Source organism: Microbacterium sp. STRO-2N (assembly GCF_057747775.1).
On record NZ_CM173223.1, the window covers coordinates 2,702,443 to 2,725,683 of the forward strand.

Here is a 23,241-nt window from a genome sequence, read left to right on the forward strand (position 1 = left end):
CCTCATGCGCCCAGCTGGCCTCGGTACGACGACCAGATCGAGTCGAGCTCGCCGATGCCCGTCTCGTACGAGGCGAGCACGTGCGCGGCGTGCGCCTGGAGCTGCGCCGTCTCCTCGGTCAAGGCGGCCGCAGAAGCGGCCCAGGTCTCGAATGCGACCAGGAAGCGCGAAAACGCCGGCCCCTGCCACTCGGCGGGAAGCATGTACGCGAACGCCGCGGAACCCGCGCGCAGCGCGTCGCAGTATCCGATCATGCTCGTCAGCGACTCGTTCAGGCTCCGCAGTGCGTCGGTGTCGGCCACCTGCTCAGTCATCGTCGTCTCCTGCCTGCGCCGCGCGACCGGGACCCGACTGCGACTCGCCGCGACCCGTCCGCACCGTCATGGCTCCCGCCATCTGCACCGTGGGCGCGTCCTCGCGGGCGGTGCGAGCACGGTCGAGGCCGGTGTCGACGGACTCGTCGACCTCTTCCACCTGCTCGACGACGGCTTCGTTCGCCTGCCGGCGCTGCACGAGACCCGACTGCACGCCCGACTCCGTCGTCGTGTACGCGCCCTCGGCGGCGACCAGCTGCGCCGCGAGCGTGGTCAGCGACATCCGCACGAGGTCGGCCGTCTGCTGCCAGTGCTCCCACTTGGCCTGGAACGCCGTCTGGTCGTCACCGACCCAGGTCGCACCCGCGACGGATGCCACGTTGGACGTGACCGACGAGACGTGCCCGTCGAAGACGGCGACCGCGCTGTTCAACTGCGCGGCGACCTCGCCGAGGCTCGACGCGCGTACCCGGAACGTGGACATGGATCGCACTCCCTCCTGACGAGGCGGCGCTGTGCGCCGGCCTCACCGAACCTCAGCCCTGGAAGGTCGACGCGATCTGGTTCTCGGAGTCCTCGTACGACAGCGATGCCTGGTTCAGCAGGTCGCTGATGCCCTGGAGGGATTCCTTCAGCTGGAGAGCCGCCTGGTCCCACTGGGAGTAAAGCTCGCTGAACGACTGCGAGGCGCTGCCCGACCAGTCGCCGCCGACGAGGCCGTCGACGAGCGCCTTGAGGTTCGACAGCTGGGACTCGATCGACTGCGAGCCGCTCGAGAGCTGGCCGGCGACGCCGGAGAGGGACTCGGAAGTGACGCGGATCTCTGCCATGAGAGTGACTCCTGTTCAGCGATGTCTCGTTGATCGGCGGATGATCGACCGCCGGTTCGAGCGTCGAATCCCCCGAGGACAGAATGCCATGGCTCCCGGCTGTGCCCTAATCCCGCACCGCGGGCACCCTGGACGGCGTCACCAGCCTCGGCAGCCCGCGCACCCGGTGGTCAGCAGGTGCATGCCTTCGGCGGGGTCGCGGAACGCCGTGAACGCGGCGTCCGCATCCCCCGCGATGAGCGCGGACTCGAGGCGCGTGAGATTGCCCGGCGCCGCCTCGAGCCACGCGCGGAACGCGGGATCGGAGATGCCGTCGGACCCCGCGTCGGCGACGCGCCGGATGCGCCTGGTCGCCGCGAGCGCGTCCTGCAGGCGTCCCGGATCCGACCGGCCTTCGAGGATCGCGGGCATGAGCTCGAGCAGTGCGGCCGCGATCTCGGCGCAGCGCTCCTCGCGGATGTCATCGTTCACGGGGCGATCCTAACGGCACGACTCCGGCGCACCCTCGGGCGCCTCGACGGCGGGCGTCTCGCCCCAGGCGAACTCCGCCCGGACCGTGCCGGTCGGGTCCGCGCTCATGAGCGTCGACGGCAGCGGAGCGCCCTGCGCCGCGACGACGAGCTCGCCGACCGGCGCACCACCGGTGCCGATCGCCAGGGAGAGGTCGGTGTCGCCCTCTTCGGGCGGAAGCACGCCGATCTCCATGCCGATGAGCGCCGAGCGCACGACGTCGGCCGGGTTCACGAGCTTCTCGAGCTCGGCGAACCCCGCCGACTGGCGCGAGACGCACGCGAACCCGTCGCCCTCGAGGGCGAAGCGCGCACGGAGGGCCTCGTTGCCGCGCATCCACGCATCGGCCCCGATGACGACGAGCTCTCCGGTCTGGTCGCCCACCGTGAACGAGGCTCGATAGCGATCGGGCGACCCGGACCGGTCCACGCTGATGGCGCGGCCGTCGACGATGTCGCCGCCCTCGACGGGGATCGTCTCGTGGACGGCGAGCGTCATCGTGACGTCGCCGCCGGCCCGCGTCGCGTTGACCACCTCGCCCGCCGCGGTCGGCCCGTCGAGCAGCCACAGCCCGTTGCCGCTGTCGCGCACGCCGGCCGCGGCATCCAGGTCGACCCAGGTCGGTGAGAGCGTCGGCGCCGGCGTCGGCGCGGCGCCCGCCTGCGCGGCGCACCCGGCCAGGAGGACGACCGCGGCGACGGCAGCCGGTGCGGCGAGCAGGCGCCTCATCCGCCGGCCGCGTCGCGGACGCACGCGCTGGCGCCGCGCTGGGCGGCGAGCGCATCGCTGTCGAGGGTGACGTCCTGAGCCGACTCCGACGCGGGACGGATGACGAAGCACGAGGTCGACTCGTAGAATCCGAGGGCTGCAGGCACCCAGGCCTCGTCCCCGACGATCAGCTGCGACACGTCGAGGACGTCGTCGCCGGTCACGACGTAGAGGTCGACCGGTCCGTCCGCCGCCCAGGACACGTGCGCGTTCCCGCCCTCGACCGAGATCTCGGGGTTCGAGACGGCGCCGCCACCGCCCGCGAGCAGGGACCAGACGATGAGCACGCCCGCTGCGATCAGCGCCAGCACCGTGAGGATCATCGAGACGAGGAACGCGGGGTGCCGCCAGATGGAGCGGGGCTTCTCGGCGGATGCCTCCAGCTCGGGGATCGCGTTGCTCGCCGGCGCGAGGGCGACGCCGGGACCGGAGGCTCGCAGCTGCGGCTGACCCGGCGCGCCGCCGAGGACGTTCCGCTGGCTCATCGGGCCCTCCGCTCGCTTCCGTGTTGCATGCGCCTACCATTATGAGCGACCGGGACGACGACATCGGCGAGGGGGACCGTTGCGAGATACGACGCGCGCCGCCCTGCTCGCCGCCCTTCTCCTCACCGGTGCCGTGGGGGCGCTGGGCGCTCCATCCGCCGCAGGAGCTGCTCCCGACCCCTCCCCGGCTCCCCCGTCGCCGGGCGCGGCGGTGATCGGCCCGACCGTCGTCGAGGTGCCGTTCGAGGGCCCGCTGGACGTGAAGCCCGCTCCGGGCTGGTCGTTCGCGGACTGCGGCGCCCTCCGCGCGGCGACGCCCCTCGTGACCGCGTGCGCGCCGGACGGGTTCACCGTCCTCTCGCCCGGATTCGACCCCGAACTCGAACCCGTGCGGGTGGCGGTTCCGCTGACCAGCGACGCCGCGTCGCTCACGATCGACTACATCATCCGGCTCGCCGCGCCCGAACCGCCGGACGCGCCCGACACCGACGTCGCTATCCCCGTTCCCGCCGGAGCACGTCTGGTCATCCCGCTGTCCGATCTCGGCCTGACGTGCGGCCGGTGCACGCCCGGCACAGCGCGCATCGAGGTGACCGGGGTCGACCCGGCCTCCGCCGGCTCCGCCCGCGTCACGGGTGCGCATCTGACATTCGCGGCGGCGCCCGACGCGCGGGGACCGGCCGAGATCGGCGTGCGGGTGACCGACGACATCGGCGACTCGTCCAACATCTTCCTCGTCACCGTCCACATCGTCGAGTCCACCCCCGACGCACTCGTCGGCCTTCATCTGCTCCGGCCGATGGAGGCGACGACGATCGAGATCGCCGACCTGGCCTTCGCCGTCGGGACGGACGACGAGCCGCGGGTGGTCGGCTGCGGAAGCGCGTTCGCCGGCACCGTCACATGCAATCCCGACGCCGCGGTGACGTACACGCCCGCCGCCGGCGCGACGAGCGATCAATTCTCGGTTCGCCTGGCGACCGCGAGCGGACGCCAGGCGCTCGCGAGTGTGACACTCGGGACGACGGATGCCGCGGCCCTCGCGCCCGCGGCGGGAGAGGCATCCGCTCGACTCGACGTGGCGCTGCCGCGCGGCGCCGAGACCGCCGAGGAACAGGCCGGCGCGACGACCGGCTTCACCCGACTGATGGACGGGCTCGGCGCCCGATGACCCTGCCCCACCGCCCTGAGGAGGCCTCGTGCGATTGACCGTCCAGACACCAGGTGCCGAGCGTTCGGTGCTGGTGCCGGTCGACGACGACACCACCGTCGACCAGCTGGCGACCGCGCTGCAGGTCGACCCGGCGGCGCTCTCGGGACAGTCGCGCGAGCTCTCTCGCGTCGCCCCGCTGTCGAGCGCCGGTGTGTTCAGCGGCATGGTCGTGCCGCCTCGCCGTCGCGCCGACCGCCCCGCCGGCAGCCCTCGCCTGGAGGTGGTGGGAGGACCGTTCGCGGGACGCTCGTACGATCTCGCCGACGGCGCGGATCACGTCATCGGCTCGGGACCCGAGGCGACGCTCGCGATGGCGGATCCGCATGTCGCCTCCGCTCACGCGCGTCTGACCTTCCACCTCGGCGGGGCCAGCGCGCCCGGGCGGCCGCAGCCGCTGCTCGCGCGGCTGGAGGCCGCGCACGGCACCGAAGTGCTCGTCAACGGCGAGGTGATCACGGAGCCCGTCGAGATCGCCCCGATCGACATCGTGCAGATCGGCTCGAGCCTGCTGCGGATCGGACTGGAGCCCGGTCCGGATGCCGACATCTCCCCCGATCCCAAGGGCATGCGCGCGTTCAATCGCCCGTCGCGCATCCGCCCGAGCGCGGCGGCGCCCACCGTGACGCTGCCCGGCTCGAAGCCCGACGACAGCGACAAGTCGCCGCTGCCGTGGCTGTCGGCCGTCATCCCGGTGATCCTCGGCATCACGATGGCCTCGGTGTTCAACCGGCCGATCATGCTGCTCATGGCCGCCGCGTCGCCGGTCATGGTGCTCGGCTCGTACTTCGTGAACCGTCGTCTCGCGCAGCGCAAGGGCGAGCGCACGGAGTCGCAGTGGATCGAGGAGGTGAAGACGGCCAAGCGCCGCATCGCCGAGCTCGTGCGTCTGCAGCGCGTGGAGGGGTGGCACGACAACCCGGACCCGCTGCGGATCCGCGACATCGCCGTGCGTCCGCTCGCGCGGCTGTGGGAGCGGCGGATGAGCGATCCCGACGCGCTCACGTTCCGCGTGGGCGCGGGTGAGGTGCCGCTGAACGCCCAGCTGCAGGGCGGCGAGCGCAGCGACGAGGCGCACCGCGTCGGCGTGTCGCCCGCCCCGATCACGGTCGATCTCGCGGCGGGGCCGGTCGGCATCGCCGGAGAGGGCGCGGCGGCGCGCTCGGTCGCACGAGCCCTCCTCGCGTCGATCGCGACCCTCCGTTCCCCGCGCGACCTGCAGCTGGTGGTCGTGTGCGGCGACGAGACGGAATCCGAGTGGGGCTGGACGCAGTGGCTGCCCCACAACGACCCCGCGACCGGCCCGATCTCGCTCATCGGCAACACCGACGACACGCGGCGCGACCGCATCCGCGAGCTCTCGACGCTCGTCGAGCACCGCCGTCGCCTCAACGCGCCGCCGCCGAGCCAGATCGTGCTGCTCGTCGACGGCGCGCGCGACGTCCGCCGTCTCCCGGGCATGGTCGACATCCTCGAAGCCGGCCGCGCCGTCGGCGTCCACGTCATCGCGCTCGACACCGATCGCACGCGCCTGCCCGAGGAGTGCACGAGCGTGCTCGTGCTCGACGACGCCGATCCCTCCATGGCGCGACTCGAGTCCGCGGCATCCTTCGTGCCGCACGTGCTGGTCGATGGCCTCGCACTCGACGACGCCACCGAGATCGCGCGCTCCCTCTGCTCGATCGAACACGTGTCGGGCGCCGGCGACGAGGGGATGCTGCCCACGTCGGTGCGCTTCGTCGATGTGACGGGCACCGACCTCGACGCGCCGGGCGAGCTGCTCCAGCGCTGGACGAACCAGCCCCGCCGCTCGTTCGTCACGATCGGCGCGACGGCCGAGAGCGAATTCGCGGTCGACATCGCCGCCGACGGCCCCCACGCGCTCGTGGCGGGCACGACAGGCTCGGGCAAGTCCGAGTTCCTGCAGACGCTCGTCGTGTCGCTCGCACTGGCGAACCGCCCGGACGCCGTCAACTTCGTGCTCATCGACTACAAGGGCGGATCGGCGTTCGCCGATTGCGAGCGCCTGCCGCACACGGTCGGCATGGTGACCAACCTCGATGCACGTGAGACCGAGCGGGCGCTCGTGAGTCTCGACGCCGAGCTCAAGCGCCGCGAGCGCGTGCTCGGCGACATGGGCGCGAAGGACCTCGATGCCGCGTGGGCACGCGATGCCGACGCCGCCTCGCGCAACCGCCTGGCGCGGCTCATCATCGTCATCGACGAGTTCGCCGAGCTGAAGACAGAGCTTCCGGAGTTCATCAACGGCATCGTGCGGATCGCGCGCGTCGGCCGCTCGCTGGGCGTGCATCTCGTGCTCGCGACGCAGCGCCCGTCCGGCGTGGTGACCCCCGAGATGCAGTCGAACATCAACATGCGCGTGGCGTTGCGCGTCACCGACAAGTCGGACTCGACCGACGTCCTCGGCACCGCAGATGCCGCGCTCATCCCACCGTCGCTCCCCGGCCGCGGGTTCCTGCGGTCGAGTTCCGGCGGCATTCCGACGGCGTTCCAGACGGCCCGCGTCGCGGGTCACCGCCGTGGCGTCCAGCGCGGCAGCCGCAGCGCGCCGCCGGTGGCCGAGATCACGTGGGACGGCGTCGGGAACCCGCCGTCGTTCCCGCGCAAGCGCGTCGACTCCTCGCCGCTCGACCACGACGACACCGATCTGCGGGCGCTGGTGAATCTCGCGGTCGACGCGGCCCGGGCCGGCGGGATCGAGCGCAACCCGTCGCCGTGGCTCCTGCCGCTGCCCCCGGTGCTCACCATCGACCGCTTCGCGTCCGAGCCCATCGAACAGGGCGACCTCGTCCTGGGCCTGCAGGACCTGCCGTCGCTGCAGACCCAGCGTCCGCTGCTGTGGAACCCCGAGAAGGACGGGCACCTGCTGTTCATCGGCGGGGCGCGCTCCGGCCGCACGACCGCCCTGCGCACGACCCTCGCGCAGGCGATCATCCGCTACACGCCCGCCGACCTGCACCTGTACGTCGTCGACTACGGCAACGGCGCGCTGCTCCCCCTCGCCGACGCCCCGCACACCGGCGCCGTCATCACCCAGATGGACGGCGAGCGGCTGCCGCGTCTCCTCAACCGTCTGCTCGAGGACCTCGAGAGGCGGCAGGCCGCACTGTCGGCCGCGGGCGTCGGCTCCATCGTCGAGCAGCGCCGCAAGGTCGACCCGCGCCAGGCCCTTCCCTTCGCGATCGTGGCGATCGACGGGTGGGAGCGCCTGGTGGCCACCCTCGGCGCCGATCAGCTGCTCGGCTTCCGCGAGCAGATCATGCGGATCCTGCGGGAGGGACCGGCCGCCGGCATCCGTCTGGTCATGAGCGCCGACCGCACGTTCACGGGCGACAAGATCGCGAGCGCGATCGACACCGTCTACCTGCTGCCGATGCGCGACCCCAACGACTACCGGGCCGCGGGGGTGATGGTGCGGGAGCTGCCGGCCCACATGACCGCCGGACGCGCCCTGTTCGGCGCCGACATCCACGAAGCGCAGCTCGCCGTGCTCGGTCGCGACACGAGCGGCGAGGGGCAGGCGGCATCGCTGCGTGCGATGGTCGAGCAGTCGCGCGACCACTACAGCCGCTTCCCGCAGCTGGCCCACCTGCCCACGCCGTTCCGCGTCGACCCGCTGCCGAGCTACATCGGGCTGCGCTCGGCCGTCGAGCTCCCCACCTACGCGGGTCTGCCCGAGGACGGCCTGGTGTACGCCGTCGGCGGCGACGACCTCGCCCGCTTCACGACCGCGTGGCGCGACCAGAGCGGCTTCGTGGTCGCGGGCGGACGCGGCAGCGGGCGCTCCACCGTGCTCGCCTCGCTGCTGCACCAGCTGCACGCGGCGGGGCGCCGCGCCGTCGTGGTCGCACCGCGCGAGTCCGTGCTCACCGAGGTCGCGCGCGGCCAAGGCGTGCCGATCGTCTCGGATACGGCGACGGATGCCGCGACCTTCACCGCGACCGTCGACGCCGTCGCCGCCTCGGACGGGCAGCACCCGGTCACGCTGGTCGTGGACGACGCCGACCTCATGAAGCAGTCCCCCGTCGAGTTCGGGATCACCGGCGTCGCCCCGCGCGTCTCGATCGCCGTGGCGGTCGAGACCGAGGCCGCGTCGGGCCTCTTCGGCGGCGCGCTCGCGGCGGCGAAGCGGCACCGCGCCGGTGTGGTGCTCTCCCCCTCGAACCCGATGGCGGGAACGACGCTGTTCGGGGCGCAGATCCCCAAGTCGATGCTCGGCGGCCGGTCGGGCGGAATCGGAGTGGCGTTCGTCGACGGGGCCTGGATCCCCGTCCGCGCCGCGGATGTGAGGCAATGATGGATGCCGTGCTCAGCCGGGCCGCGTGCCCCTACTGCGGCGCGAACACGCGTCCGAACTCGCTGTACTGCCTGGAGTGCGGCCAGGTCGCGGCGATCGCGGCGCCGAAGACGGCCCCCGCTCGTTCGACCCTGTGGGATCCTCCCCCGCTCCTGATGCCGGCTGCGGCCGCCGCTGCTCCGAGCATCGGCAGCGGAAACGGATTCGCAATCCCCGCCTCGGTCGAGGCATCCGCACCGCCCCCGGTCCGGCGACGCCGGTCCGCGGCCGCCGCGCCCGCCCTGCCCGAGCTGAGTCTCGCCGACGGCGACCGGCCCGTCGTCCTGGTGTTCAGCACCGGCGACACCGCCCGCGTGCGCGGGGCCGCGGTGATCGGCCGCAACCCCGACGACGTCGCGCGCAACTCCGGACGCCAGCCGGTCGCGGTCGACGACCAGACCCGCTCGATGTCGCGGGCCCACGCCATGATCGACCTCGCAACCGACGGCGCGTACGTGTACGACGCGGGATCGGCGAACGGCAGCCAGCTGGAACGAGCCGGAGTCCGCCGCGCGCTGACGAGCGAACCGCGACGCCTGGCGCACGGCGACCGGCTCTGGTTCGGCGACATCTACGCGGACGTCGCCCTGAGCGTGGCTCGGTAGGCTCGAGGGATGGCCAAAGCCCCCGGCATTCCCGACCGCCTCCGCGCTCATCCCGACATCGTGACGCGCCGGAGCGCGCCGCTCGTGTGGACGGGAGTCGCGATCGCGGCGGCCCTCCTCCTCGGCTGGGTGCTGCTGCTCGTGAACTCGGCTGCGATCGGTGCGGAGTTCACGGAGCTGCAGGACTCCGCGGTGACGATCAACCAGCGCATCGGCTCGAACTTCGGCGTCCTCATCGGCGCCGTCGCGCTCCCGATCCTCGCGCTGATGGCCTTCGGCTCGTTCTTCTTCTTCTCGCGGCGGTACGCGCGTCGTGCGACGGGCACGCCGGTGCGCCGCACGTACCGCGCCGTGTTCGCGTCCCCCGTCGGCGCGGGCGCGGTGTTCCACGAGCAGCTCAGCACGCGCGACCCGCACGTCATCGGGACGATGAAGGAGGGGACCGACCGCGGGAACCTCGTCATCGAGGGATGGTCGGCCGACGAGGACCGCGTCGCGTACGTCGGCGTCTTCGAGTTCTCGCACCGGGGGCCCGGCTGGGACTTCGTGGAGTTCGCCGGTGACGACTTCGACGCCTACCAGCAGATCTTCCGCGCGGGGCGTGCATGACCCTCGGCGACGACCCGGCCGACCCGGGCGCCCTCGTGCGCTTCGTCGTGTCGCCGGAGCGCCGAGCCGATGCGCGGCGCGCGCGCCGCACGGTGTACCTGGTCGCCGCGGTGCTCGCGCTGCTGGCCGTTGCGGGCCTGGTCGTCTTCCCGCCCGGGGCGGGGACGCGCCTGACCCTGACCGGCGCCGCGATGGTGCTGCTGATCCTCGCCGCGCTCCTCGCCGTGCGCGTGCTGCGCGTGGCGGCCAAGGCCGACCGGCTCGTCGCCGCGGACGGCAGCATGCTCACCATCGCCCCGACCGAGGTCACCGTCGCCGGCGACACGCGGATCCCCTGGGCCGCCGTCAGCGGCGTGTGGGCGATCGACCGCGCCGCCGAACTCCGGCGGCGCGCCGGGCGCAGCGTCTTCGGCCTGCCGGGGCGCCTCATGCTCCGCGCCGGCGTCGACACCGCGGACATCACCATCGGCATCGCCGACACCGCCGTCATCCACGATCCGGCCTCACGCGTCCGCCGCTTCCGCGCGCTGCCCTCGGGACTCGCCCCCGGCCGGATCGAGGTGGCCTTCGGCTCCCAGTTCGGCACCGAGGAGCTGTCGCAGGCCCTCGCCGCCTTCCGCCGCGCACTGCCCGCCGACGTCCCCGTGCGTCTCGCGTCGGGCGAGTTCGACTACGCCGGGGCCTGGGCCGCCACCGCCGACGACGTCACGACGATCCGGGCGAACGAGGCCTCCCGCACCGACTGAGCCTGGCCGCTGCGACGACCTGCTCGGCTGCCCGGGGCAGCCGGATCAGTGGAAGAAGTGGCGCTCGCCGGTGAAGAACATCGTGACGCCTGCCTCCGTGGCCGCCGCGATCACCTCGTCGTCGCGCACGGAGCCGCCGGGCTGGATGATCGCCCGGATGCCCGCGTCGATCAGGATCTGCGGTCCGTCGGCGAACGGGAAGAACGCGTCGGATGCCGCGACCGAGCCTGCGGCGCGGTCTCCGGCGCGCTCGACCGCGAGCCGGCATGAGTCGACGCGGTTGACCTGGCCCATGCCGATGCCGACGGTGGCGGAGTTCTTCGCGAGCACGATGGCGTTCGACTTGACGGCGCGGCACGCCTTCCACGCGAAGATGAGGTTCGTCATGTCCTCGTCGGCCGGACGCTCGCCCGACACGAGCTGCCAGTCGCGCGCGACCGATTCGATGTCGTCGGGGAACCGGTCGGCATCCTGCAGCAGCAGCCCGCCCGACACCAGGCGCACGTCCATGCGCTCCTGCTGCCAGTCGGCGGGAAGCTGCAGGAGGCGCAGGTTCTTCTTGGCCTTGAACACCTCGAGCGCGGCGGGCTCGAAGTCGGGCGCGACGATCACCTCGGTGAAGATGTCCTTGAGGTTCTCGGCCATCTTCAGCGTCACGGTGCCGTTCGCGGCGATGACTCCTCCGTACGCCGACACCGGGTCGCACTCGTGCGCGCGCAGGTGCGCGCTGGCGATCGGGTCGAGGGCGTTCGGCGCGGTGACGGCGATGCCGCAGGGGTTGGCGTGCTTGATGATCGCGACAGCGGGCTTGACCATGTCGAACGCAGCCCGCAGCGCCGCGTCGGCGTCGACGTAGTTGTTGTACGACATCTCCTTGCCCTGCAGCTGGGTCGCCTGGGCGATGCCGTGGCCGCCGCTGCGGGTGTAGATCGCGGCGCGCTGGTGCGAGTTCTCGCCGTAGCGGAGGGTCGCGAGGCGCTCCGCCTTGATCGTGAGGTGCGCCGGAAGGTCCTCCTCGGTGAGCGTGCCCTCCGAGAACCACGTCGCCACCGCACGGTCGTACTCGGCGGTGTGCGCGAATGCGCGCGCCGCGAGCTCGCGCCGCTGGACGAGGCTCGTGCCACCGTTCTCGAGCGCCTCGATGACGGCGGGGTAGGACGACGGCGACACCACGATCGCGACGTTGGCGTAGTTCTTCGCGGACGCCCGCACCATGGCGGGCCCGCCGATGTCGATCTGCTCGACGACGTCGTCGCCCTCGGCCCCCGAGCGCACGGTCTCGACGAACGGGTACAGGTTCACCACCACGAGCTCGAACGGAGCGATGTCGAGCTCGCTGAGCTGGCGCTCGTGGTCGGCGAGGCGGAGGTCGGCCAGGAGCCCGGCGTGCACGCTCGGGTGCAGGGTCTTCACGCGGCCGTCGAGCGACTCGGGGAACCCGGTCACGCTCGCGACGTCGGTGACCTCGTACCCGGCGTCGCGCAGCATGCTCGCCGACCCGCCCGTCGACACGATCTCGACGCCCGCCGCCGTGAGAGCCTCGGCGAGGCGGAGGAGGTCGGTCTTGTCGCTGACCGACACCAGGGCACGGCGGATGGGCACGACGTCGCGGGGACGGTACAGGGCGGGGTCGTGGCTCGGGCCGGCCATGGCGGATCTCCTCGGGTGGGATGGGTGACGGTCAGGGGGTCGCGGGGGCGGCGACCTCGGCGAGGTCGAGCTCGCCGGTCGCGACCCGGCGCACCACGTCGATCAGCAGACGGCGCTCGACGGGCTTGATGCGTTCGTGGAGGGTGTGCTCGTCGTCGCCCGGAAGCACCGGCACGCGCTCCTGCGCGAGGATCGGCCCCGAGTCCACGCCGTTGTCGACGATGATGACGCTCGCACCGGTCTGCGCGACGCCGGCGGCGAGCGCGTCGCGCACGCCGTGCGCACCCGGGAACTCGGGCAGGTACGCCGGGTGCGTGTTGACGATCCGCGGCGACCACTCGTCGACGAGATTCGCGGGCAGCAGCCGCATCAGCCCGCTCAGCACGACGAGGTCGGGCCGCCAGACGCTCAGCTGCGCGCCGAGCTCGGCGCCCCACTCCTCGCGACTGTCGAACTGCGCGAAGGGGACCATGAAGGTCGGGATGCCGAACTCCTCGGCGTGGGCGAAGCCCTCCGCCTCGCGATCGGCGCCGACGACGACGATGCGTGCCGGGAATCCAGGGTCGGACGCCGCCTCGAGCAGGGCGCGCAGGTTCGACCCTGTGCCCGAGATGAGAACGGCGACCGTGAGCACCCACTCAGCTTACTGATCTCGAGCGGGACCATCCCTCGCGCCGAGCGCGCGAACTCGGTCGCCGGGCGGTGTCGGCGCAGCGCTCAGTCGAGCCTTGGAAGGTCGATCGGCTCCGTGCGGGCCTCGCTCGCGGCCGTGATCGGCGGCTCGTCCCGCGGCGAGGCGGACGGCTCCGGAAGCCACGGCGCGCGGTCTTCGCCCGCTTCCGCGCGTGCCGGCTCGTGGTCGGTCACCGATGCTCCGGTCGTCGCGCTGCGCGTGGTGGCGCCGTCGGTCGATCCGGCGCCGGTCACGGATCGGCCGCGTCGGAGCTCCTCCTCCGCGTGTGCGCGCCGAGAGCGCGGCGACATCAGCAGGATCGCGGCCCCGAGCAGCACCTCGGCTCCGACGGCCAACGCCACCGGTCCGGGCTCCGGACCGACCGCCGCCAGGCGTCCGGGTCCGAGAGCTCCCGAAGCGACGACCGCGAGTAGGGCCGCGCCGGCCGCCGAGACCACGGCGATCCCCACTGCGATCACGAGCCGCGGCGCCACGGGGTCGTGGGCGGGCGAGACCGCGTCATCCTCCCCTGCGACCGCCGTCGCCGTGGATCCCGGTCCCGAACCCGCGAGCAGCCCTTCGAGGGCGGCGGTGTGCGACGAGTCGAGCCGGCCCGACTCGTCGCGAGCCGCGGGCCGCGGCATCCGGCCGCCGTCATCGCGTCGCGACGAGCGCACGCCGACCACCCGCGAGCGCGCGATCCAGCCCGCGAAGGCCCCGAGCGCGACCGGCGCGAGCGCCAGCAGCAGCAGCCACGGCGTCGTGGACTCCGGGACCGCGCCCAGCGCCGGAATGCCCGGGATGACGCCGACCTGCGTGGCCGCGGGCGACACCGATGCTCCCTCGCCGACCAGGAATCCGGGGCCGGCGGCGAAGGCCCCGCCCCATACCGCGAGCGTCGGCGCATACGCCAGCTGCGCCAACGTGAGCACGACGGCTCCGATCACGTCCACGTTGCCCGCCTGGTACAGCGCCACGATCTGGCCGGCACGGGCGAACACGGCGACGGCCGCGACCGCGGCGCCGACTCCCACGAGGCCTACAACGACGACCGCCGCGCCGCGCGCGACGAGCGCCGGAACCTCGGCCCAGCCGTTCCGGGCGGCTTCGACGCGGTCCCGCACGCCCGCGATCACGCCTCCGCCCGCTTCGCGCCACTCCGTGACCGCCGCGGCGACGAGCGCCGGGAGCGCGAAGACGAGGATCGGGAACAGGATGGCCTGCCACAGCACCGGTGCGACGATGTCGTTCCGGGACGTCAGCGCCGCACCCGCGGTGAGCGCCGCGAACACCACCGTCCCGGTCACGACGCCGGTGATCCACGCGTCCGCGCGCGAGGCGCGCACGCCGGAGCGCGCGGCGAAGATCGCCGTGAACGCCGCGAACGCGAGCGGCGCCAGCGAGAGGGTGAAGGATGCCGCGGCCGCGTCGATGCCCGCCGCGGCGAGGTAGTCCGCCGGGAGCGCCACCTCGAGCGGCACGAGATTGCCGAGCTGCCACACCGCGACGCCCGCGGGCCACAGGACGCCCCAGTCGGCGGTGCCGCCGAGCCCGAACACCCACAGGAGCGTCAGCGGCGCGAGGGTCGCGGCGAGGCCGACGGCGACCGCGATGGCGGCGTCGACGGCTGCGAGGAAGGCGACGATGAGGCGGTGCATGGCCTCATCGACCCTACTTCGCCCGACCGCGCTCCCCCGGCCGCCTCGCCCGCCCGCCGCGAAGGCGCGAGGCTTCCGTTCAGCGAATTCCCAGGTGGGCCGCGATGCGACTAACGTCGTCGTCGGAGGTCCCCACATGAGCACAGCCCCGTCCACCACGCCCGAAACCCCCGACGCCGCCGAGCCGAACGAGAACGCTCAGCCGAAGAACGGCTTCGACCGGTTCTTCGAGATCACACGGCGCGGTTCGACGGTCGGCACCGAAGTGCGCGGCGGTGTCGTGACGTTCGTGACGATGGCGTACATCGTCATCCTGAATCCGATCATCCTGTCGGGCGGGGTCGACGTCGACGGCAACAGCCTCGGCTTCACGCAGGTCGCGGCGGCCACGGCGCTCACTGCGGGCGTGATGACGGTGCTCTTCGGTCTCGTGACGCGCCTGCCGTTCGCGTTCGCGGCGGGCCTGGGCATCAACTCGTTCCTCGCGGTCGCCGTCGTCGGTCAGGTGACGTGGCCGGAGGCGATGGGCCTCGTCGTCATCAACGGCCTCATCATCGTGCTGCTCGCGGCGACGGGTCTGCGGCGCATGATCTTCGACGCCGTCCCGATCCAGCTGAAGCTCGCGATCACCGTCGGCATCGGCCTGTTCATCGCCTTCATCGGCTTCGTCGACGCCGGCTTCGTGACCGCGACCGACACGTCGTCGCCGCCGGTGGGACTCGGCGTGAACGGCTCGGTCGCGACCGTTCCGACGCTCATCTTCGTCTTCACGCTCCTGCTCACCGGCATCCTGGTCGCGCGCAAGGTCAAGGGCGGCATCCTCATCGGCCTGGTCTCTGGCACCGTCGTCGCGGTGGTCGTCGAGGCGATCTGGAACCTGGGACCGAAGTTCGCCGGCGACGAGTTCAATCCCGGCGGCTGGGGGCTGTCGGTGCCCGAGCTTCCGTCGTCTCTCGTGAGCGTTCCCGACCTGTCGCTCGTCGGCCAGATCTCGTTCGGCGCGTTCGAGCGGATCGGCATCCTCGCGGCGCTCATGCTCGTCTTCACTCTCGTGTTCACGAACTTCTTCGACGCGATGGGAACCATGACGGGCCTCTCGAAGGAAGCGGGCCTCGCCGACGCGAAGGGCGATTTCCCGCGCATCAAGTCGGCGCTGATCGTCGAGGGCGTCGGCGCGGTGGCCGGTGGTCTCACGTCGAGCTCGTCGAACACCGTGTTCATCGAGTCGGGCTCCGGCATCGGCGAAGGGGCGCGGACCGGCTTCGCCAACGTCGTCACCGGCGCGATGTTCCTCATCGCGATGTTCTTCACGCCGCTCGTGTCGATCGTGCCGAGCGAGGTGGCGGCCGCGGCCCTGGTCATCGTCGGCGCCCTGATGATGTCGCAGATCAAGTACATCGACTTCTCGGACTTCTCGATCCTGCTGCCGGTGTTCCTCGCGATCACCGTGATGCCGCTCACGTACTCGATCGCGAACGGCATCGGCGCGGGCTTCGTCGCGTGGGTCGTGGTGCGGTCGCTGTCGGGCAAGGCCCGTGAGATCAGCCCGCTGCTGTGGATCGTCGCGGCCGGTTTCGTGCTCTACTTCGCGCGCGGACCCATCGAGGCCCTGCTCGCCGGCTGAGCTTCGAGAGGGTGGCGGATGCCGCGGCTCGCGGCATCCGTCCCGCCCGCCCGTTCAGGTGGCACAACACGCGGGATCAGCGCCGCGACGCCGCGTGTCGCGACACCCCAACGGCCCCGACTTCGAAGCACCCGCGCTTCAAGTGGCACAACACGCGGGATCAGCGCCGCGATGCCGCGTGTCGTGACACCCCAACGGCCCCGACTTCCAAGCACCCGCGCTTCAAGTGGCACAACACGCGGGATCAGCGCCGCGATGCCGCGTGTCGTGACACCCGACGCGCGCGCTCGACGCGCGCTCTCGCTCAGCGCAGCGGCGTCCAGCCGGGCGGCGTCGGACCGTCGTGGGCGGCGCGCTCCTCGTCGGCCCTGCGCGACCAACCCTGCGCGGCGTCGACCGTATCGAACCCGCCGCGGGCCACGCGGAATCCGACGTCGTCATGATGCATGCGCGGACCTCCGCCCCGGCGCACCGAGGCCCGCACGCTCCAGGCGTCGTCGGCGAACCCGCCGCCGCGGAACACGCGATAGTCGCCGTAGCGCGCGGGGTCGAGCAGATCCCAGCACCACTCCCAGGCGTTTCCGAGGGTGTCGAAGAGCCCGTTGAGGTTCGGGAGCCTGCCACCCACGTCCTGCGGCGAGCCGACGCCGTCCGCGCTCGTCCATGCGATCTCGGCGAGAGGCCCGTAGTGCGGCCCCGTCGACCCCGCACGGCACGCGTGCTCCCACTCCGCCTCGGTGGGCAGCCGATAGCCGTCGGCATCGACGTGCCACGTGACGTCCTCGCCCTCGAACGTGTACGCGGGGTCGAGGCCCTCCCACTCCGACGCGGCGTTGCAGAACCGGATGGCGCGCAGCCAGGTCACGTCCGTCGCCGGCCGACGCGGGTGCCGGGCCGGCTCCCCCAGCAGCTCGGCGAGCTGCTCCTGCGTCACCGCGTACACGCCGATCTCGAAGGGCTGGAGTTCGACGGTCCAGGTCGCCTTGCGCCGCGCGTCGTGCAGGGCGACGACTCCGCCGTCGATGCGCTTCAGCTCGATATCGGTCACCCGGGGAAGTATGGCAGGTCGACAGGCGGCTCAGCGCGCGCTGCGCCAGGCGCCGGAGGCGGGCAGCTCACCCCCGAAGAGCTGCTTCACCGTGACCAGGGAGAACCCGCGGTCGCGCAGTCCGTCGATGACGGCGCCGGCCGTGCGCGCGGTGCCCGCGTGGATGTCGTGGAGCAGCACGATCGACCCCGGCTTCGGCGCCTCGACGGCGCGCGCGATGAGCGTTTCGTCGGCGGGCCGCTGCCAGTCGTGCGTGTCGACGTCCCACAGGATCGCCGGCATGCCGGCGGCCGCGAGCACCTGCGTGTTGAACTCGCCGTACGGCGGGCGGAACGCCGTGATCCGCTGACCGGAAGCGGATTCGAGCGCTCGCGTCGACTCGACGATCTGCGACCGCACCTCCGCGGCGGACAGGCCCGGAAGGCTCGGGTGGCTCCACGTGTGCCCTTCGACCTCGTGCCCCTCGCGCGTCATGCGTGCGAGGGTGTCGGCGTAGGCGCGGGCATTCGAGCCCAGGGCGAAGAAGGTGGCCGCGGAGTCCCGTTCGGCGAGTGCGTCGAGGATCGCGGGCGTATGCGAGGACGGACCGTCGTCGTAGGTGAGCGCCACGCACGGGACGAGGGCGCAGTCGACGGCGCGCGAGCCCGCGGCCGCGACCTCCGGCCCCGCGTACGGCTGTCCGATCGCCGCGAGCACCCTCGCCCCGAACGGGGTCACGAGGGCTGCCGCGACGCCCGACGGCACGGCGTACGAGACAGGCTCCGTGGTGGCCGGTACACCCAGCGCGGCGAGATCCGGCGCCACGAACCCGGCCGGCACGGTGATCACGAAGCCGTCCCGCGCCGGCACGGTCGTCGCCAGGGCCGCGCGGATCGCGGCCGTCTGGGCCTCGTCCGTCGTCGACGCGCTCCGCCGGCTGAGTGCGCCGGCATCGCGTCGGAGCGCCTCGACGATGTCGGCGCTGAGCGCCTCGGCCGCCCCCTCCGCCCAGAGCCCCTCGGCGGTGGCGATCTCTCCGGTGTTCAGGTCGGCGTAGACGATCGTGGTGACGTCCGACTCGACGGCCTCGGGCGTGCCGCTGACCGCCCGCACCCGCTGGCCGAAGATCGCGCCCGACGCCGCGACGATCCCGCACAGCACTGTCGTCCCGGCGCCCGAGCCGGGGTCGAACGACGGATCGGCGAGGATGTCGGCGGCGGCGAGGAGTGTGCTGTCGCGCACGCACGAGCGATCCGCCATGCCTGAGCGGAGCGCCGCCGCCAGCGGCGAATAGGGCGCTCCGGATGCCGCCACTCTCGCGTCGATCGCCGTGCGCACGACCTGCAAGACCGCCGCGTTGAACGCCGCGGTCGCCGCCCCGTCGGGCAGCTGCGCCACTCGCGCCTGGATGCCGACGACGTCGTTGCGGAGCCGCAGCGGCACCAGCCGGTCCGCCAGCGAGCCCGTGGCACGTGCGTCGAGCTCGGCTTCGGGTGAGACGGCGTGCACGCTGCCGTGCTCCCACGTCGGGGGCCTCCAGTCCGCGCGCGAGGCCGGCGCGCACGCGGTGAGCACCACCGCAACCGCCGCGAGCACGACGGCGAGCGAGCGGCGGCCCCTCACGGACGGATCCCTTCCAGCAGGTCGCCGATGGCAGCCCGGTATGCGTCGGCGTCGGCCCCCTCCACCTCCACGGTCACCCGCATGCCCGGGGCCGCCTCCCCCGACCCGATGCCCGCGATCAGGCCGCCCTCGATGTCGGCATGGACGGCGGTGAGACCCGATGCGAGGAGCTCGGTCCGCTGCGGACTCGCCGGGGCGGCGGTCGCCACGATCTCACCCGCCGACGCGTCGACCGCCTCGAGGCGTGCACGCAGCACTCCATCGGGGGTGCGGACGGTGACGGCATCCGACGACTCCCGCGTCACGATCCAGTCCGCCGGCGCCACCACGGCAGCCTCGCCCACCGGGGTTTCGGCGCGGCCGTCCGACACCTCGCTGGCGAGGTTCGCCATCGAAGGCGGCACGGCGACATACGCCGCGAAGGCGACCGCGGCCAGGGCGATCACCCCCGCGACGCTTGCGAGCGCGATCTCCCAGCGGCGCTGGGGGAGGTCGCCGCGTGAAACCCCCGTCACGCTGCCCTTGATGCGGCGAGTCTAGGGGCAGACCTGCCGCAGCCCCCTCAGCCTCGGTCGGGTTTCGTCCGATCAGCCGTCGAGCGGCTCGAGCACGAAGACCGCGATGCGGCGGTCGGTGCGGGTCTGATACCGGTCGTAGTCGGGCCAGACGGCGGTGGCACGCGCCCACCACTCGTCGCGCTCGGCTCCCGACAGCTCGCGCGCGGTGTAGTCCCGCTTGACGGCGCCGTCCTGCAGCTCGACGTGGGGATGCCTGCGCATGTTCTCGCCCCAGCGGGGCTCTTCGGGCGCTCCGCCGTTGGATGCGACCACCGCGTAACGGCCGTGGTGCTCGACGCGCATCAGCGCGGTCTTGCGCAGCGCGCCGCTCTTCGCACCGACGGTCGTCAGCACGATGATCGGCACTCCGCGCAGGGTGTTGTGCTTCTCCCCGTTCGACGCCTCGTACTTCTCGGCCTGGGTGCGAGCCCATTCGGACGTGGACGGCTTGTACTCTCCGGTCAGCGGCATGGCTCCACGATAGGGCGTGTGCGAGAGCCTCCAGCCGGGGGCCCTATCGTCGAGTCATGCCCAACATCAGAGTCGAGCTCCTGCCCGGACGCACCGTCGATCAGCGCCGTCGCTTCGCCGAGGAGGTGACGCGCGCCGCCGTCGAGGCGCTCGGCGCCCGGCAGCAGGACGTGCGCATCATGTTCGAGGAGGTCGCCGCCGACTTCGTGGCGAACGGCGGCGTCCTCGCCAGCGAGGACGCGGACCGCGCGGGCCAGGTGTCACGCTTCGGCGCCGCCTAGCTTCCCCGCGAGACTTCACGAATGTCATCGAATCCGGCCGAGACGAAGACATTCGTGAAGTCTCGCGCGCCGGTGTCCGTAAGACGATGAAGACGGATGCCGCAGCGCTGGGCTGCGGCATCCGTCTTGGTGTGAGTGCTTAGAGCGACTCGATGATCTCGCGCATCAGGGCGGCGGTCTCGGACGGCGTCTTGCCGACCTTCACGCCGGCGGCCTCGAGGGCCTCCTTCTTCGCCTGCGCGGTGCCCGCCGAGCCCGAGACGATGGCGCCGGCGTGGCCCATGGTCTTGCCCTCCGGAGCGGTGAACCCGGCCACGTAGCCGACGACCGGCTTCGTGACGTTCGCCTTGATGAAGTCGGCCGCGCGCTCCTCGGCGTCGCCGCCGATCTCGCCGATCATGACGATCGCCTTGGTCTCGGGGTCGGCCTCGAACGCGGCGAGGGCGTCGATGTGCGTCGTGCCGATGATGGGGTCGCCGCCGATGCCGATGGCGGTCGAGAACCCGATGTCGCGCAGTTCGAACATCATCTGGTACGTCAGAGTGCCCGACTTCGACACGAGGCCGATGGGGCCCTTGCCGGTGATGTTGGCCGGAGTGATGCCGACGAGCGACTCGTCGGGCGTGATGATCCCGGGGCAGTTCGGGCCGATGATGCGGGTCTTGTTCCCCTTGGCGGTGGCGTACGCCCACGCCTCGGCGGAGTCGCCGACAGGCACGCCCTCGGTGATCACGACGAGCAGCGGGATCTCGGCGTCGATGGCCTCGACCATCGCGGCCTTCGTGAAGGCTGCGGGGACGAACGCGATCGACACATCAGCCCCGGTCGCCGCGATGGCCCCGGCCACGGTGGCGAAGACGGGGAGCTCGACGTCGTTGCCGTCCTTGTCCTTGTGCAGCACGGTGGTGCCGGCCTTGCGCGCGTTCACGCCGCCGACGACATTCGTGCCCGCCTTGAGCATGAGCGCGGTGTGCTTGGTGCCCTCGCCGCCGGTGATGCCCTGGACGATGACCTTGGAGTCCTTGTTGAGGAAGATCGACATTTCTCTAGTCCTTGATTTCGGCGGGCGGTCAGGCGTTGGCGAGCTCGGCGGCCTTGTCGGCGCCCTCGTCCATCGTGGCGGCCAGGGTCACCAGCGGGTGGTTGGCGTCCTGGAGGATCTTGCGGCCCTCTTCGACGCGGTTGCCGTCGAGGCGCACGACAAGGGGCTTCGAAGCCGTCGCGCCGAGCTCGGCCAGCGCGCCGACGATGCCCTTGGCGACCGCGTCGCACGCGGTGATCCCGCCGAACACGTTGACGAACACGCTCTTGACCTGCGGGTCGCCGAGGATGACGTCGAGGCCGGCGGCCATGACCTCGGCCGACGCGCCGCCGCCGATGTCGAGGAAGTTCGCGGGCTTCACGCCGCCGTGGTTCTCGCCGGCGTACGCGACGACATCGAGGGTCGACATGACCAGGCCCGCGCCGTTGCCGATGATGCCGACTTCGCCGTCGAGCTTGACGTAGTTGAGGTCGTTCTCCTTGGCCTTCGCCTCGAGCGGGTCGGCCGCGGCCTTGTCTTCCAGCAGCGCGTGGGCGGCGTGGCGGAACTCGGCGTTGTCGTCGAGGGTGACCTTGCCGTCGAGCGCGATGATCTCGCCGTCCTCCGACAGGATGAGCGGGTTCACCTCGACGAGCGTGGCGTCCTCGCCCTTGTAGACGTTGTAGAGCTTGACGAACACGTCGCTGACCTTGTCGACGAGCTCGGCGTCGAAGCCGGCGGCCTCGGCGATCTCGACGGCCTTGGCCTTGTCGATGCCGGTGCCCGGGTTCACGTCGACGCGGGCGAGGGCCTCGGGCTTCTCGACGGCGAGCTGCTCGATCTCCATGCCGCCCTCGACGCTGGCGAGCGAGAGGTACGAGCGGTTGGCGCGGTCCAGCAGCACGGAGAAGTAGTACTCCTTCGCGATGCGGGCGCCGGCGGCGACCATCACGCGCTTGACGACGTGGCCCTTGATGTCGAGGCCGAGGATCGCCTTGGCGGCCTCGTAGGCCTCCTCGGGGCTCTTCGCGACCTTGACGCCGCCGGCCTTGCCGCGGCCGCCGGTCTTGACCTGAGCCTTGACGACGACGACTCCGCCGCCGAGCTTCTCGGCAGCCGCCTTCGCCTCCTCGGGCGTGTCGGCGACGATGCCGGCGAGCACCGGCACCTCGTACTTCTCGAAAAGGTCTCGTGCCTGGTACTCGTACAGATCCACAGTGCATTCCTTCGCAGGTGGCGAATGGGGGTGGTTCGACGCGAAAAGCGTCTTGACGTCGAGATATCGACCAGTCCCCCAGCCTACTACCGCTCGCTGAACGCTCCGGACCGCAGCGACGCGCCATGGGTTGGGCGCTCTCCGTACTTCGCCATCGTCAACCGGTTGGTTCGGTGGTACCCGGCGAGCTTACGAAGCCCCAGCGTGCGTTCCACGCCGATGGTGACGAGCATGCCCGGCTCGTACGCGATCCTCCGCCCCGTGTGCAGCAGAGCCAAGGTCACGTCGAGGTCCTCGCTGATCGCGCGATCCCCGTTCGTCACGAGATCCCGGATGCCGGACCACGCCGCGCGGGTCACCGCCATGTTGTGGCCGTACATCACAGGGCCACTGCCGATCATGACCTCGTGGACCGCTCGGAAGAGGCTGTACGCCCCTCGACCCACCACGCGGTGGCCCGACGAGAGTCGGGTGAAGCCTGCCGGACCGGCGAGGCCGGCAGGCTCGGGATCCTTCCCGAATGCGCCTCGGATCGCGCGCGCCCAGGTGGGGGTGACAAGCGTGTCCGCATCGATTCGGGCGATGACGGCGGACGTCGCCGCGTCCATGCCCGTGCCCCGCGCAAACGTGATGCCTGGTCGCGGCTCGGAGACGACCATCACGCCCGCCCGTGAGCGGGCGACGGCGGCAGTGCCGTCGGTCGAGCCGTTGTCGACCACGATGATCTCGTCCACGGGGTCCGTTTGAGCGCCCAAAGCGTCCAGGCACGCCCCGAGGAGTCTTGCTTCGTCGCGGGCCGGGATGACGACACTCAGACTCGTCCGCTCACCGATCACCCCTCTGACGCTACGCGCGGACTCCGTGGAGCCGAGCCCGTTGACATCGCCGGACTCGCCCGGTACCGCCCCGCGGAGCTTGGGGCGTTGCGATCGTCGGTCATCGCGCCGTACGAATCGGGCGTCGTGCGTGCCGAGTACACGCGGGGCTGAGGCGGCGGGGTCGTGTG

23 protein-coding genes are annotated in these 23,241 nt (G+C 72.0%); 7 read left to right on the forward strand and 16 right to left on the reverse strand.

Going from position 1 to position 23,241, the window contains the following annotated elements; translation table 11 throughout:
• Positions 1-2 precede the first annotated feature (2 nt).
• The 6 genes from AC3ANN_RS12605 to AC3ANN_RS12630 form a co-directional block, all read right to left on the reverse strand.
• The gene (locus tag AC3ANN_RS12605; protein WP_488337742.1) at positions 3-314 is read right to left on the reverse strand and encodes a hypothetical protein; all 312 of its coding nucleotides are present in this window, start codon (positions 312-314) and stop codon (positions 3-5) included.
• Positions 307-798, reverse strand: coding sequence for a WXG100 family type VII secretion target (locus AC3ANN_RS12610; protein WP_488337743.1), 492 nt, complete (start codon positions 796-798; stop codon positions 307-309). Before AC3ANN_RS12610 ends, AC3ANN_RS12605 begins: the two co-directional genes overlap by 8 nt.
• A gap of 52 nt (positions 799-850) precedes the next feature.
• A complete protein-coding gene (locus AC3ANN_RS12615) occupies positions 851-1,144 on the reverse strand; it encodes a WXG100 family type VII secretion target (RefSeq protein WP_488337744.1) in 294 nt (97 codons plus the stop codon).
• A gap of 138 nt (positions 1,145-1,282) precedes the next feature.
• The gene (locus AC3ANN_RS12620) at positions 1,283-1,615 is read right to left on the reverse strand and encodes a hypothetical protein (RefSeq protein ID WP_488337745.1); all 333 of its coding nucleotides are present in this window, start codon (positions 1,613-1,615) and stop codon (positions 1,283-1,285) included.
• A 9-nt stretch (positions 1,616-1,624) separates the two neighbouring features.
• Positions 1,625-2,383: a hypothetical protein gene (locus AC3ANN_RS12625; protein ID WP_488337746.1), complete on the reverse strand. Its 759-nt coding sequence runs from the start codon at positions 2,381-2,383 to the stop codon at positions 1,625-1,627.
• Complete coding sequence (locus tag AC3ANN_RS12630) at positions 2,380-2,907, reverse strand: hypothetical protein (protein ID WP_488337747.1); 528 nt, start codon at positions 2,905-2,907, stop codon at positions 2,380-2,382. The genes AC3ANN_RS12625 and AC3ANN_RS12630 overlap by 4 nt, the downstream gene beginning before the upstream one ends.
• A gap of 79 nt (positions 2,908-2,986) precedes the next feature.
• On the opposite strand from AC3ANN_RS12630, the gene AC3ANN_RS12635 reads away from it, so the two are divergent.
• Genes AC3ANN_RS12635 through AC3ANN_RS12655 form a run of 5 tightly spaced genes read left to right on the forward strand, consistent with a single transcriptional unit; the run spans position 2,987 to position 10,434 of the window.
• Complete coding sequence (locus AC3ANN_RS12635; RefSeq protein ID WP_488337748.1) at positions 2,987-4,078, forward strand: Ig-like domain-containing protein; 1,092 nt, start codon at positions 2,987-2,989, stop codon at positions 4,076-4,078.
• A 28-nt stretch (positions 4,079-4,106) separates the two neighbouring features.
• Entirely contained in the window at positions 4,107-8,435 is a 4,329-nt protein-coding gene (locus AC3ANN_RS12640) for a type VII secretion EssC family protein (protein WP_488337749.1), read from the forward strand.
• Positions 8,436-8,443: 8 nt separating this feature from the next.
• Entirely contained in the window at positions 8,444-9,079 is a 636-nt protein-coding gene (locus tag AC3ANN_RS12645) for a double zinc ribbon and FHA domain-containing protein (protein WP_488337750.1), read from the forward strand.
• A gap of 9 nt (positions 9,080-9,088) precedes the next feature.
• A complete protein-coding gene (locus AC3ANN_RS12650; RefSeq protein WP_488337751.1) occupies positions 9,089-9,688 on the forward strand; it encodes a hypothetical protein in 600 nt (199 codons plus the stop codon).
• On the forward strand, positions 9,685-10,434 hold the full coding sequence (locus tag AC3ANN_RS12655; protein ID WP_488337752.1) for a hypothetical protein: 750 nt from the start codon (positions 9,685-9,687) through the stop codon (positions 10,432-10,434). The genes AC3ANN_RS12650 and AC3ANN_RS12655 overlap by 4 nt, the downstream gene beginning before the upstream one ends.
• Before the next feature lie 45 nt (positions 10,435-10,479).
• Here the strand turns inward: AC3ANN_RS12655 and purH are convergent, their stop codons facing one another.
• The 3 genes from purH to AC3ANN_RS12670 form a co-directional block, all read right to left on the reverse strand.
• Positions 10,480-12,084 carry a bifunctional phosphoribosylaminoimidazolecarboxamide formyltransferase/IMP cyclohydrolase gene (gene purH, locus AC3ANN_RS12660; protein ID WP_488337753.1) on the reverse strand — a complete coding sequence of 535 codons (1,605 nt, stop codon included), beginning with the start codon at positions 12,082-12,084 and terminating at the stop codon, positions 10,480-10,482.
• 31 nt (positions 12,085-12,115) lie between these two features.
• Positions 12,116-12,718, reverse strand: coding sequence for a phosphoribosylglycinamide formyltransferase (gene purN, locus AC3ANN_RS12665; protein WP_488337754.1), 603 nt, complete (start codon positions 12,716-12,718; stop codon positions 12,116-12,118).
• Positions 12,719-12,801: 83 nt separating this feature from the next.
• On the reverse strand, positions 12,802-14,415 hold the full coding sequence (locus AC3ANN_RS12670; RefSeq protein ID WP_488337755.1) for a cell division protein PerM: 1,614 nt from the start codon (positions 14,413-14,415) through the stop codon (positions 12,802-12,804).
• Between the two features lie 136 nt (positions 14,416-14,551).
• Between AC3ANN_RS12670 and AC3ANN_RS12675 the strand changes: the two genes are divergently transcribed.
• Positions 14,552-16,039, forward strand: a complete 1,488-nt coding sequence (locus AC3ANN_RS12675; RefSeq protein ID WP_488337756.1) for an NCS2 family permease — start codon at positions 14,552-14,554, stop codon at positions 16,037-16,039.
• A gap of 304 nt (positions 16,040-16,343) precedes the next feature.
• Here the strand turns inward: AC3ANN_RS12675 and AC3ANN_RS12680 are convergent, their stop codons facing one another.
• The 4 genes from AC3ANN_RS12680 to AC3ANN_RS12695 all read right to left on the reverse strand — a co-directional run bounded on the left by AC3ANN_RS12680 (position 16,344) and on the right by AC3ANN_RS12695 (position 19,717).
• On the reverse strand, positions 16,344-17,087 hold the full coding sequence (locus AC3ANN_RS12680) for a formylglycine-generating enzyme family protein (RefSeq protein ID WP_488337757.1): 744 nt from the start codon (positions 17,085-17,087) through the stop codon (positions 16,344-16,346).
• 30 nt (positions 17,088-17,117) lie between these two features.
• Positions 17,118-18,689, reverse strand: a complete 1,572-nt coding sequence (locus AC3ANN_RS12685; RefSeq protein WP_488337758.1) for a polysaccharide deacetylase family protein — start codon at positions 18,687-18,689, stop codon at positions 17,118-17,120.
• A complete protein-coding gene (locus AC3ANN_RS12690) occupies positions 18,686-19,204 on the reverse strand; it encodes a hypothetical protein (protein ID WP_488337759.1) in 519 nt (172 codons plus the stop codon). The genes AC3ANN_RS12685 and AC3ANN_RS12690 overlap by 4 nt, the downstream gene beginning before the upstream one ends.
• A gap of 72 nt (positions 19,205-19,276) precedes the next feature.
• Positions 19,277-19,717 carry a nitroreductase family deazaflavin-dependent oxidoreductase gene (locus AC3ANN_RS12695; RefSeq protein ID WP_488337760.1) on the reverse strand — a complete coding sequence of 147 codons (441 nt, stop codon included), beginning with the start codon at positions 19,715-19,717 and terminating at the stop codon, positions 19,277-19,279.
• 56 nt (positions 19,718-19,773) lie between these two features.
• Here AC3ANN_RS12695 and AC3ANN_RS12700 point away from each other — a divergent pair, with 56 nt between their 5' ends.
• Positions 19,774-19,998, forward strand: coding sequence for a tautomerase family protein (locus AC3ANN_RS12700; RefSeq protein WP_488337761.1), 225 nt, complete (start codon positions 19,774-19,776; stop codon positions 19,996-19,998).
• A gap of 139 nt (positions 19,999-20,137) precedes the next feature.
• On the opposite strand, the gene sucD is transcribed toward AC3ANN_RS12700, so the two are convergent.
• The 3 genes from sucD to AC3ANN_RS12715 all read right to left on the reverse strand — a co-directional run bounded on the left by sucD (position 20,138) and on the right by AC3ANN_RS12715 (position 23,071).
• A complete protein-coding gene (gene sucD, locus AC3ANN_RS12705; RefSeq protein ID WP_488337762.1) occupies positions 20,138-21,040 on the reverse strand; it encodes a succinate--CoA ligase subunit alpha in 903 nt (300 codons plus the stop codon).
• Between the two features lie 28 nt (positions 21,041-21,068).
• A complete protein-coding gene (sucC, locus tag AC3ANN_RS12710) occupies positions 21,069-22,235 on the reverse strand; it encodes an ADP-forming succinate--CoA ligase subunit beta (RefSeq protein WP_488337763.1) in 1,167 nt (388 codons plus the stop codon).
• Positions 22,236-22,321: 86 nt separating this feature from the next.
• On the reverse strand, positions 22,322-23,071 hold the full coding sequence (locus AC3ANN_RS12715; protein WP_488337764.1) for a glycosyltransferase family 2 protein: 750 nt from the start codon (positions 23,069-23,071) through the stop codon (positions 22,322-22,324).
• Positions 23,072-23,241: the final 170 nt, after the last annotated feature.

Bases quoted from the DNA above. Each gene is read 5' to 3' on its own strand.
- AC3ANN_RS12695 (WP_488337760.1), bottom strand. From the start codon at position 19,717: ATGCCGCTGACCGGAGAGTACAAGCCGTCCACGTCCGAATGGGCTCGC.
- AC3ANN_RS12700 (WP_488337761.1), top strand. From the start codon at position 19,774: ATGCCCAACATCAGAGTCGAGCTCCTGCCCGGACGCACCGTCGATCAG.
- AC3ANN_RS12650 (WP_488337751.1), top strand. From the start codon at position 9,089: ATGGCCAAAGCCCCCGGCATTCCCGACCGCCTCCGCGCTCATCCCGAC.
- AC3ANN_RS12605 (WP_488337742.1), bottom strand. From the start codon at position 314: ATGACTGAGCAGGTGGCCGACACCGACGCACTGCGGAGCCTGAACGAG.
- AC3ANN_RS12670 (WP_488337755.1), bottom strand. From the start codon at position 14,415: ATGCACCGCCTCATCGTCGCCTTCCTCGCAGCCGTCGACGCCGCCATC.
- AC3ANN_RS12610 (WP_488337743.1), bottom strand. From the start codon at position 798: ATGTCCACGTTCCGGGTACGCGCGTCGAGCCTCGGCGAGGTCGCCGCG.
- AC3ANN_RS12615 (WP_488337744.1), bottom strand. From the start codon at position 1,144: ATGGCAGAGATCCGCGTCACTTCCGAGTCCCTCTCCGGCGTCGCCGGC.
- AC3ANN_RS12675 (WP_488337756.1), top strand. From the start codon at position 14,552: ATGAGCACAGCCCCGTCCACCACGCCCGAAACCCCCGACGCCGCCGAG.
- purH (WP_488337753.1), bottom strand. From the start codon at position 12,084: ATGGCCGGCCCGAGCCACGACCCCGCCCTGTACCGTCCCCGCGACGTC.
- AC3ANN_RS12625 (WP_488337746.1), bottom strand. From the start codon at position 2,383: ATGAGGCGCCTGCTCGCCGCACCGGCTGCCGTCGCCGCGGTCGTCCTC.
- AC3ANN_RS12630 (WP_488337747.1), bottom strand. From the start codon at position 2,907: ATGAGCCAGCGGAACGTCCTCGGCGGCGCGCCGGGTCAGCCGCAGCTG.
- sucD (WP_488337762.1), bottom strand. From the start codon at position 21,040: ATGTCGATCTTCCTCAACAAGGACTCCAAGGTCATCGTCCAGGGCATC.
- AC3ANN_RS12655 (WP_488337752.1), top strand. From the start codon at position 9,685: ATGACCCTCGGCGACGACCCGGCCGACCCGGGCGCCCTCGTGCGCTTC.